We start from the raw sequence: 11,397 nt of genomic DNA on the forward strand, positions 1-11,397 counted from the left end.
CTCACTTATTAAACACTCGATTTTAATAGTACATACAGTTTAGGCAGGACGCATGCAAACAATGACAGAGCAAGATGTAATTGATCAAGAACTCACTGAACAGCAAATGCTGGATTTCATCAGTGATATGTTTATGAACCAAATGCCATTTAACGACCTACTCGGCATGCGCATCACCAACTACACCACTGACAGTATAGAATTACGCATCAACATGGATGATAAATTGATTGGTAACCCTATCCGAAAAATACTGCATGGCGGTGTAACAGCGAGTCTGCTTGATGTCGCAGGCGGCATGTTAGTGGCAGCAGCAGCCATCCCCTACATGGAAACAAAAAGTACCGCTAACTTTCATAAAAATCTAAAGTCACTCGGTACGATAGACTTGCGAGTCGACTATTTACGTCCAGGTTGGGGAGATGAATTTACCGCCACAGCACACGTGATTCGTTCGGGTAATAAAGTTGCGGTTACCCGTATGGAGCTGCACAATCAAGAAGGGATCCACATTGCCTTTGGTACTGGCACTTATTTAGTCGGATAACCAACAATAAAGATTATTAATATCACTACCCCTGCTTATTCATCATTGTTATGCTAACCAATCTATCTACACCTATAAAAATCACTGGTATAAGTAATGACAACCAACAATGAGACTAAGCAAGGGGTGATATTCGCACTCCTTGCTTACGTAATGTGGGGCATGGCCCCCCTCTATTTTAAACAATTAAACCAAGTACCTGCTTATGAAATATTAGCCCATCGCGCGCTATGGTCTTGTATTTTAATTGCGGTATTACTGAGCCTATTTAAATTATGGCCAATGGTAAAATCGGTATTATCAAAGCCTAAAAATGTGTTATTACTGATCTGCACATCATTATTAATCAGTGCTAACTGGTTAACCTATATTTGGGCGGTAAATAACGACCATTTACTCGATGCCAGCTTAGGCTACTTTATTAACCCAATTATTAACGTCTTGCTTGGCATGGTATTTTTATCGGAAAAATTGCGTAAATTACAGTGGGTTGCTGTTTTACTTGCGGTGAGCGGGATCATAATTCAAGTTATTACACTAGGATATCTGCCTTGGATAGCCTTGGTCCTAAGTTGTACTTTTGGTTTCTATGGATTACTGCGTAAAAAATTACGTCTCAATGCGCTAGTTGGCCTGTTAATTGAAACTATTATCATGCTACCTATCGCAGCCACTTATTTATTTATCTTCGCCGACTCAGCAACATCGGATCTGAGTGCCAACAGTATGCACCTTAACTTACTGTTACTCAGTGCTGCCTTTGTCACCACAATACCGCTACTCTGCTTTAATCATGCGGCTATACGCTTACCTTTATCAACGCTAGGTTTCTTCCAATACATAGGCCCAACATTAATCTTTATTCTTGGTGTCACGCTTTATGATGAGGTTATGAATACCGAAACACTGCTGACGTTTGTGTTTATTTGGGCTGGATTAGTCGTGTTTAGCATCGATGGTTTTAAAAATAACCGTCATCAACGTGCGCGATTAAAATCTTAGTTCATTACCGCGATACAAATAAAATAAGCACCCTTAGGTGCTTATTTTATTTTGCGTTTTTACTCACGTCATAATCTTCAATTTTCAAAAAAGTAATGGGCACATCAAGTCGACCCGGTACTAATTTTCCAAACTTATCATAACCGCCATCTAAAAATGAAATATTCACTTTTGAGACAGCAAAAAATGTCGTCATTAATGGTGTGTTCGTTCGATGAGTAATACAAGAGTCAGGATCAGTTTCACCAACAAAGGTATATGTTACCTTCAACTCAATCAGTAATTCACAGTTATTACTAATACTGAGTTGAGATTGAGTCAAACTCGTCAATAGTTGTGGCGTATAATAAGCGCCAGCAAAGTCAGATGCGCGTGGAATAGAATAACTGTATAAACGGATCAAACCATTCGGGGTAGCAACTAATTGCACAATACGCTGACGAAATGGTTTGTTTGAAGAGTGAGTAATACGACTCTCCATATATAGCCATTCACCGTCAATACGGTCTTGCCAAATAGGAGAGATATTTAGATCGATGTTAATTTCACGTCCTTGAATCACATCATTGGTCGATCTATATATGCCAGATAACCATTGCTTTAATAACGCCGTATGTTCTGATTTAAAAACAGCAGAATAAGCAAACGAGCTAAATAAGCACATTAATGCGACGATAAATCGTAATATCAAAAGAACTCCCTGTAACCGCATGGGTAGCGCTAACATCCCGTCAGCGTTTAGCATGCAGTGATACTACCCTAAAAATCGCGCAACTATACTATATGACTATAGAGCCTGCAACCTAGCGTAAGAAACTACCAACCATTTACTGCCCAGTTGATCAAACTCAATTTGAATACGACATTGTGGACCACTGCCTTCATAGTTCATCACAATACCCTCACCAAATTTAGCATGCAGTACACGTTGACCTAACTGATAACCTGTCGACTCAAATGACATTTTTTCAGAACCCGCGCTAAAACGCCCAAACTGAGTTGGTTGGCGAATTTGAGTTTTTAAACGAATCTCTTCAATATACTTTTCGGGTACTTCTCGAATGAAACGAGACGGACGGTGATTCATCTCTTTACCGTATAAACGACGCGACTCCGCATAACTGATATATAGCTTCTTCATCGCACGGGTAATACCCACATAACAAAGACGGCGCTCTTCTTCCATACGCCCTGCTTCTTCTGTCGATTGCTGACTTGGGAACATGCCTTCTTCGACACCGACCATGAATACCACAGGGAACTCTAAGCCTTTCGCCGAGTGTAAAGTCATCAATTGCACCGCATCTTCAAACTCATCAGCCTGTCCTTCTGCAGACTCTAATACCGCAAAGGCTAAAAATGCAGATAACTCAGTCATTTCTTCACTGTCATCAGGGATCTTAAAACCACGGGCAGCAGAAACCAGCTCCTCTAAGTTTTCAATACGAGATTGGGCTTTTTCACCTTTCTCAAGCTGATACATAGATTTCAGCCCTGAGTATAAAACCACATGATCAATTTGTTCATGCAGGGCAAGCTCGGCCACATCGTTATCCAATTGCGTGATCAACTCAACAAACTTACGGATCGAACTCGCCGCCCGACCAGCAATCAAATTGTTATCGAGTAAATAGATCGCCGCTTGCCATAATGTCGAGCCCTGTTCACGACTGGCATCGCGCAATAACGATAAAGCACGATCACCAATACCACGCGTCGGTTTATTAACAATACGCTCAAATGCCGCATCATCATCACGATTATTCTTCAAGCGCATGTAGGCCATCGCATCTTTAATTTCAAGACGATCAAAGAAACGTAATCCACCATAAATACGGTAAGCTAATCGTTCCTGTAATAACGCATCCTCAAGCACACGAGATTGAGCATTACTACGATATAAGATCGCACAATCACTGAGTGAACCACCTTGGTCTTGCCACTCTTTAATTCGGCTAACAACAAAACGCGCCTCATCGACTTCATTAAATGCGGCATACAATGAGATCGGTTCACCTTCGTTATCTTCAGTCCATAACTCTTTACCCATACGCTCACTGTTATTGACGATAAGCGCATTAGCCGCATTCAAAATATTGCTGCTCGAACGGTAGTTTTGTTCAAGTTTAATCGTTTTAGAACCCGTGAAATCAGTTAAGAAGCGTTGAATATTCGCGACCTGTGCACCACGCCAGCCATAAATGGACTGATCATCATCACCTACGATCATCAAATTACCACGATCGCCAGTCAACATACGTAACCACGCATATTGGATATTATTGGTATCTTGGAATTCGTCCACTAGAATGTTAGAAAAACGATCTTGGTAGTGCGCTAAAATATGTGGTTTGTGCAGCCAAAGTTCGTGCGAACGCAATAGCAACTCACCGAAATCGACTAAGCCTGCACGATCACAAGATTCTTGATAAGCTTGATAAATCTTGATCCAGGTACGTTCAATCGGATCATACGCTTGTAGGTGTTCAGGGCGCAGGCCCTCATCTTTTTTACCGCCGATATACCACATAGCTTGTTTTGCCGGCCACTGCTTCTCATCAAGGTTCATGGCTTTGATCAAACGTTTCAATAACCGCAGTTGATCATCACTGTCAATAATTTGGAATTCAGCGGGTAAGCCAGCATCTAAATGGTGGGCGCGTAATAGACGATGCGCGATACCATGGAAAGTACCGATCCACATGCCTTGTTGACGACCTTCTAATAATTTATCAACACGACCACGCATTTCTGCTGCGGCTTTATTGGTAAATGTCACCGCTAATAAAGAATAAGGCGAGCACTGCTCCACCTGCATTAACCAAGCTAAGCGATGTACCAATACTCTGGTTTTACCACTACCAGCACCCGCTAAAATCAGCATACTCGATTGTGGTGCAGCAACAGCATCACGCTGCTTGTCATTGAGGCCGTCCAGTAAGAGAGATACATCCATAATTTAGTCACCTTAGACTGTATATTTAATCAGTAGAATGGGGGATTATAACAGGCTTGTTAATTCATCCAAGTGCGTTATTTCAATATCCGGTAAATGACTGGCTTTGTTACTCGTCATGAGCGATTGTTGTTGGTCATTAAACCACGCAGACATGAAGCCATTAGTGATCGCACCAGCCACATCTGACTTAAGATGATCGCCAACATGCAAAATATGTTGTGGCGGTAAGGCTAACCTCTCTGCTGCCAATGAAAATAAATCAGGGTACGGTTTCATTCTCAAGCCATTTCCGGGTTTTATCACGGCCGTAAAAAATGGCGTTAAGCCAATTTTATCGGTATCGACATTACCATTAGTGATCGCAATTAATGGGATCTTACTGGCAAGTGTTGCTAATACCGCAAAGGTTTGTTCCGGCACTTGAAAATCACTACGCACCGCCTGTACTTGCGAAAAAATAGTATTAGCGACAGATTTAGCCTCTTGTTCGCTATAGCCATGACGTAAGAATAACGTCATTAGACAGGCTATCCGGATCCCACTAATATCATGTATCAAGTGGGGTTGTTGATGAAGAACATAACGCTTTAGCTGTGACCAAGCACTATCATCTAAATGCGTAATGTGTGGATACTGACTACGTAAATGCATGTGCATCCAAGCCTCAGCACGACGCACGACTGGATAGTTATCATATAAGGTATCGTCAAGATCGAAGCTCATCGCTCTAATCTGGTGTAATCGTCGATAGAATATCATCAATCTTCTCTTTTCTTTTTCGCACGAGGGTGAGCCGCATCATATACTTTGGCCAGATGTTGAAAGTCTAAGCTAGTGTAGATCTGTGTGGTACTGATATTAGCATGTCCTAACAGTTCCTGAACGGCGCGTAAATCACCACTCGATTCAAGCATATGAGTAGCAAAAGAATGGCGTAACTTATGCGGATGAACATGACTGGTCAACGTTTGCTGTTGCCCCCATTTGGCCATCCGGCTCTGTACACTACGGTGAGAAATTCGGCGCCGTAACTGACTGACAAATAATGCAGGTTGCGCGTTGTCAGCATATTCACCACGTACAGCTAACCACGCTTGTAACGCGGTGATCGCAATACTACCAATCGGTAACTGGCGCTGTTTATTACCTTTACCAATCACCCTCATGGTTTTTTCACGCAACTTAACATCTTTTAAATCTAAATTGACCAATTCGTCTAACCGCAAACCCGCAGAGTACATTAACTCCATCATGGCTTTATCGCGTAACACTAAAAACGGGTCATCAGCGTCTTCAGTATTAGACACGGTTAATAACTGATTAATTTCATCAACATCGAGGTTCTTAGGTAAAGGTTTATGCTGACGTGGTGCCGATACCCCTTTCGCAGGGTTCGCGGTGAGATCACCTTGCAATACCAAGTAATCACAGAAACTGCGTAATGCAGATAATTTGGTTGCCAAACTGCGAGGCGATAAACCCAGTTTATGATTTAAAGTCGCTAACTTACGGACCTGGGCAGCATCAAGTGCACGCCATTCCGTGATCGGTAACGTCAGCATTTGTTCGCCGAATAAGGTCAGGTGACGGCGATAATTACGGGCTGTATGTAGGCTTAATTGCCGTTCACTGGTGATATAACGTAAAAAACGTTCGATAGGTTTAAGTAATTGTACAGGTAGATCACATTGTGCAGGTAGCTCACTACCTACAGCTGTATTATTATTTGATGGAGTTGTCACGTGAAGGCATCAGTTGCGGTAACAGGGTAGAGATAATGCGACAAAGCTGACCTAACAGCAAGTTATCCATGCCCGCCTGATAATGATCGGCATTCGCACTGCCAATAGCGAGTAAACCGTATTCACCCCGTTCACCTAATGCCATTAATGCCACAGAGTTAACCAAGGCATCTTGACCAAACAATAATGCTTTATCCACGCCAGCGACAGGACCAAAGTAATGATCACCGCCAGCAAATTGTTTCTGGCGAATACGTACTAACTGTCCAGCGGAAATGGCTAACGGTAGATATTGTGATTTAAGGTAAAAATAGGCTTCATTTAAATGTAAATTTACAGCCGCTAATGGTAATTGAGATTGAACCTGAGTGACTAAAATACGTTGCATTTGCATCACTGAAGTGCAATTAAACAAGGCCGTATAAATATCTGCATAGATACGAAATAATTTATCGTTGTCAGCGGCAATAGCCACTAACTGCTGTAACTGCTGTTCTAAATCGGCAATACGTTGTCGCTGTCGTTCTAACCGTAATGTCACTAAAGACACACTACCTTGAGCGCCATGAGAAATTGGCAAGGAATCGACTAAGTCATTATTACGCACAAAAAAATCCGGATCAGCCTGTAAAAAAGCAATCACATCTTGCTCTGAGATAGCAGGCGTTTCCGCGCTCAACATCGAAGGTTCAACGTCGATCATATATTAATTTGTCCGTCATAAACATGGGTTGCTGGACCCGTCATAAATACAGGTGTACCTGGACCTCGCCATGAAATTTGCAATTTACCACCAGGCAGCTCAATACACACGTCTTGGCCGAGCTTACCTTGTAATTGGCCAATAACAGCCGCAGCGCAGGCACCTGTACCACAAGCTCGTGTTTCACCAACACCACGTTCATAAACCCGTAATTTGGCGTGGTCAGGTGATAATACCTGCATGAACCCCGCATTTACACGGTTAGGAAAACGTTCATGATGTGCGATCGCATGACCGAGATCGGCCAATGGTGCAGTTTCAATATCATCCACTAATGTCACGCAGTGCGGGTTACCCATCGACACGGCGCCACAAAACACAGTGCTGTCTAACGCACGTAAAATATAAGTTTTTTCTTGCTTGGTAGCACGGAACGGAATTTTATCCGGGGCTAATTCAGGCACCCCCATATTTACTGTGATCTGACCATCGTATTCGACCTGTAAAGAAATTTTACCTGCACTCGTACTAACCGCGATCTTGCTCTTGTTCGTTAACCCTTTATGGCGTACAAAACTGGCAAAACAGCGAGCGCCATTACCACACTGTTCCACTTCACTACCGTCAGAATTAAAAATACGATAATGAAAATCAAGATCAGGATCATAAGGCGCTTCAACCACTAAAAGTTGATCAAAGCCAATACCGGTATTTCTATCCGCCAAACGACGGATATTATCATTATTAAAAAATACATTTTGAGTAACACAGTCAACGACCATGAAATCATTACCCAGACCGTGCATCTTTGAAAACTGTATAAACATATGAACCTGTAACCCTCTATTTCATTCTGTCGGTAAAGTACTATTCAGCTGGTAAAATCGCTTCGTCTTTCCAGATGTCTGCAAGTTCTTCTCGGCGACGAATTAAATGTGCAACATCACCGTCAACCATAACTTCTGCAGGTCGACTACGAGAATTATAATTAGAACTCATGGTTGATCCATAAGCGCCGGCAGAACGAACAACAATATAATCATCCATTGCGATAGTTAAATCACGGCTCTTACCTAAGAAATCACCAGTCTCACAAATAGGACCAACAACATCATAGTTTAAACATTCACGCTCTAATGATTTATTCACTGGCGCAATTGCTTGCCACGCACTGTATAACGCAGGACGAATAAGATCGTTCATGGCTGCATCAACGATAGCAAAGTTTTTATGTTCCGTAAGTTTAATGTATTCAACTTTACTTACTAAAACACCGGCATTAGCCATGATGGCACGACCAGGTTCAAAAATAAGTGACAGTTTACGGCCTGCTAATTTATCTTTTAATGCCTGCGCATATTCAGCAGGTTGTGGGGGTGTTTCGCCATCATAAGAGACGCCTAAGCCTCCACCAACATCAAGATGTTCCAGCACAATACCTTGCGAAGATAATTTATCAATCAACAGCAGAAGCTTATCAACAGCATCTAAAAAGGGTGATAACTCTGTTAATTGTGAACCAATATGGCAATCAACGCCTTTTAATTTAATACCCGGCATTTTACTCGCAGCTTGATAAACGCCTTCAGCTAAATCAATATCGATACCAAATTTATTTTCTTTTAAACCGGTAGAAATATAAGGATGAGTACCCGCATCAATATTAGGATTCACTCGAATCGATATAGGTGCCTGTATTCCACGGCCCACGGCAACGTCATTAATACGTTCCAATTCAGCCGTCGATTCGACATTAAAACAATGAATATGATGATCGAGTGCTAAATTAATTTCAGCTATAGTTTTACCAACACCAGAGAACACAACTTTACTTGCATCACCACCGGCCGCAATTACGCGTAATAGCTCGCCACCAGATACGATATCAAAACCTGAGCCCAAACGTGCCAGCACATTTAACACTGCAATATTTGAATTAGCTTTTACGGCATAACAAACCAAATGCGGATGCGCACCAGCAGCATCATTAAATGCATGCCAATGACGTTCAATTGTAGCTCTGCTGTATACATACGTCGGCGTACCAAATTTGTCAGCTACGTCTGCAACGGCACATTGTTCCGCAAATAACTGACCATCATCCTGATAATTAAAGTAATCCAATGCTCTATTCCTTTTCTTTTAATTCGTAAACTAATTCATTCATTGCACATCATGTGACAATATTATGTTTATTCTGCTTCGCTACTTGACGTCTTGCCAGTTGCGTCATCACTATTCACATTTTCTGTAACCGGTGTTGCTACCTGGATTTGTTGTGCTTTTTTAGCATCGGGTCCCGTGCCAGGTGCATATAAAGGACCTGAAATACCACAACCACTGAGTAAACCAGCGCTAAACATAAAGACTAATGTAATAAATGTTGTTTTTCTTACTTGGCTCATAACCGACTCAATGATAAATTAATTCTATATACCTTATAATCGCACCGACAAAATTAAAAGCAATAGGATTAATAAAAAATGACTGATTCAGAATTTCACCAACAGGTTGATGAACTATTAATAAGCTTTGAAGAAATCATTGATGACAGTGATGTTGAACTCGATTATGAAAACAGCAACAGTATTTTGACTCTATATTGTCGTGATGGTTCGCAAATCATCTTGAATAAACAAGCGCCATTACACCAGTTATGGGTCGCAACAAAAGCGAATGGCCATCATTTTGCATTTATCAATGATGCATGGATTGATAACCGCACCCAACAAGAATTATCACTGGTATTAACCGAAGCTGTTAAGAATCAAGGCGGTGAAAATGTTAATTTCTAACGTGAAGTGATAGGTCTTATTTATATAAAACCTAAATTTTAGACAAAGAAAAGGGCTGCACTAGTAACTAGTGCAGCCCTTTTACGTTGTCGTAATAGCTCTATCCTTGAACTGATTGTGCTCCCTGCACTTAGACATTTACCTAATCCATTAGGTGATTTACTTTTCCCCAATCCTTTGAGTTGTTCCTTTGGCAATCCTAGCCTAACAAGTCATCCTAACCTGCTTCTCATCTCCATCCTGGAGGTGTCCTTTATTCACTCTAAATCCATGAGTGCTATCCTTGTAATCCACCACATCCTTGCAGTTTCATGTAGAGTGCCAAGTCATCATCCTGATGAACCTCCTGCGTCTCTGGAAACAAATATAGCAAACCTAAAAACAATAAATAGCGATAAAAAACAAATTTAATTAGTGCTTAAACACTAATTATTTAGCGTAAATAGCTATCAAAGCCGTGAGAGTAGGATTTAACAATCAAGTAAAAAGAAATATATACAATGGATACCTAGGATCACACCTTAATAAAAGTACTTTATCTATCAACACGAATAGTCGATCTCTTACAGGATAAAAACAGCCCATCAATATAACGCAATAATAGTACCTACTACCGCTAACTTAGCAGCAGTAAATCTGTGATCTTGATCGTATTCATTGATTAATCACCAATAATTATTAATCCAAATGGTGCTAATAGCTGTTCCTGCTGCCAACTACAAATACGTGTACCATGTAAATTAACCCGTCTCGGATCTAAACCCGTTAAATCAACGTGGCTTAAATTACAGTGCTGTAAATTAAACTGCGACCACATGTCTGCCGAAAATTCACCTCGACTCAAATCAGACCCTTGTAAAGAAGCGCCCAGTAAGTTGCAGCCTGTCCAGCGATTTTCATATAAGTCGCATTTTTCGATACGTTGATCGACAAGATTGGCGTAGCTCAAGTTACACTGGGTTATATAAGCAGAACAAAAGAAGGTTTTAGCCGTAATATAATTGGCAAAGCTAGCACGACTAAAATCTGCCCCTTTCAAATTACAACTACGAAACTCAATACCAAAACATTCTGCGCCAGTAAACTTAGTCATACTTAAATCGCAGTTTTTAAAACTCGCACCTTTTAAGTCAGCATAATCAAATCGGCAACCTGTAATATCACCGCGTTCGATAAACTGACAATCAATAAACTCGGCATCACTTAATTGCGCATGATTGAAATCACAGCGATAAAAATAACAGCGAGTAAAGATCATCGACTCTAAGTCTTGATCAGCAAAATCTTCTTCAATAAATGTGTTATCGATAGTCTTCATCATCTTGTTCTCTTGTTCGAATTAACATCAGGTTACTATCAATATACCAATCAGATCTAGCACTATTACAGGGTCAATCCCAAATAAAAACAGGTCGTTTAAATTGCTATTTTAAGCTGGGTAATTGAGCCATAGAGATACAAATATAAATATAATTCATGCGCGATAAAATACTTAGCTACTGTTAATAGAGCGCTAATTAGGGGCTTTATTTAACGGTGGTATTAAATAAGCAACAACGGGGAGTTGTTGTATGATAAACAAGCAAAGCAAGCGTGTTGCGTAATGAAGGAAAGGACGTAAAAATAAAACTGTAAATAAAGAAAAGGAC

The 11,397-nt window shown here is 40.9% G+C and carries 12 protein-coding genes; 3 read left to right on the forward strand and 9 right to left on the reverse strand.

From position 1 onward, the window contains the following. The first annotated feature begins 52 nt into the window (after nucleotides 1–52). The gene (locus HWV02_RS22250) at nucleotides 53–547 is read left to right on the forward strand and encodes a thioesterase family protein (protein WP_045108564.1); all 495 of its coding nucleotides are present in this window, start codon (nucleotides 53–55) and stop codon (nucleotides 545–547) included. A gap of 96 nt (nucleotides 548–643) precedes the next feature. After that, entirely contained in the window at nucleotides 644–1,549 is a 906-nt protein-coding gene (gene rarD / locus HWV02_RS22255; RefSeq protein ID WP_211677928.1) for an EamA family transporter RarD, read from the forward strand. Nucleotides 1,550–1,595: 46 nt separating this feature from the next. On the opposite strand, the gene HWV02_RS22260 is transcribed toward rarD, so the two are convergent. From HWV02_RS22260 to HWV02_RS22295, 8 genes are all read right to left on the reverse strand, one after another. Further along, on the reverse strand, nucleotides 1,596–2,240 hold the full coding sequence (locus tag HWV02_RS22260) for a chromophore lyase CpcT/CpeT (RefSeq protein ID WP_255550574.1): 645 nt from the start codon (nucleotides 2,238–2,240) through the stop codon (nucleotides 1,596–1,598). 96 nt (nucleotides 2,241–2,336) lie between these two features. Continuing rightward, entirely contained in the window at nucleotides 2,337–4,505 is a 2,169-nt protein-coding gene (uvrD, locus tag HWV02_RS22265) for a DNA helicase II (RefSeq protein WP_211677929.1), read from the reverse strand. A gap of 45 nt (nucleotides 4,506–4,550) precedes the next feature. Then, the gene (gene yigB, locus HWV02_RS22270; RefSeq protein ID WP_211677930.1) at nucleotides 4,551–5,267 is read right to left on the reverse strand and encodes a 5-amino-6-(5-phospho-D-ribitylamino)uracil phosphatase YigB; all 717 of its coding nucleotides are present in this window, start codon (nucleotides 5,265–5,267) and stop codon (nucleotides 4,551–4,553) included. Then, nucleotides 5,267–6,250 carry a tyrosine recombinase XerC gene (gene xerC / locus HWV02_RS22275; RefSeq protein WP_342357619.1) on the reverse strand — a complete coding sequence of 328 codons (984 nt, stop codon included), beginning with the start codon at nucleotides 6,248–6,250 and terminating at the stop codon, nucleotides 5,267–5,269. Before xerC ends, yigB begins: the two co-directional genes overlap by 1 nt. Beyond that, entirely contained in the window at nucleotides 6,231–6,953 is a 723-nt protein-coding gene (locus tag HWV02_RS22280; RefSeq protein WP_211677931.1) for a DUF484 family protein, read from the reverse strand. The genes xerC and HWV02_RS22280 overlap by 20 nt, the downstream gene beginning before the upstream one ends. Then, complete coding sequence (gene dapF / locus HWV02_RS22285; RefSeq protein WP_211689356.1) at nucleotides 6,950–7,780, reverse strand: diaminopimelate epimerase; 831 nt, start codon at nucleotides 7,778–7,780, stop codon at nucleotides 6,950–6,952. The genes HWV02_RS22280 and dapF overlap by 4 nt, the downstream gene beginning before the upstream one ends. A gap of 40 nt (nucleotides 7,781–7,820) precedes the next feature. Then, a complete protein-coding gene (lysA, locus tag HWV02_RS22290) occupies nucleotides 7,821–9,077 on the reverse strand; it encodes a diaminopimelate decarboxylase (protein ID WP_211689357.1) in 1,257 nt (418 codons plus the stop codon). A 68-nt stretch (nucleotides 9,078–9,145) separates the two neighbouring features. After that, the gene (locus HWV02_RS22295) at nucleotides 9,146–9,358 is read right to left on the reverse strand and encodes a lipoprotein (RefSeq protein ID WP_211677934.1); all 213 of its coding nucleotides are present in this window, start codon (nucleotides 9,356–9,358) and stop codon (nucleotides 9,146–9,148) included. Between the two features lie 78 nt (nucleotides 9,359–9,436). On the opposite strand from HWV02_RS22295, the gene cyaY reads away from it, so the two are divergent. Continuing rightward, a complete protein-coding gene (cyaY, locus tag HWV02_RS22300; RefSeq protein WP_211673485.1) occupies nucleotides 9,437–9,748 on the forward strand; it encodes an iron donor protein CyaY in 312 nt (103 codons plus the stop codon). A gap of 661 nt (nucleotides 9,749–10,409) precedes the next feature. Here the strand turns inward: cyaY and HWV02_RS22305 are convergent. After that, nucleotides 10,410–11,066, reverse strand: a complete 657-nt coding sequence (locus HWV02_RS22305; RefSeq protein ID WP_211675941.1) for a Qnr family pentapeptide repeat protein — start codon at nucleotides 11,064–11,066, stop codon at nucleotides 10,410–10,412. Nucleotides 11,067–11,397 lie beyond the last annotated feature (331 nt).

The organism is Moritella sp. 28, from assembly GCF_018219435.1.
GTDB lineage: Bacteria > Pseudomonadota > Gammaproteobacteria > Enterobacterales > Moritellaceae > Moritella.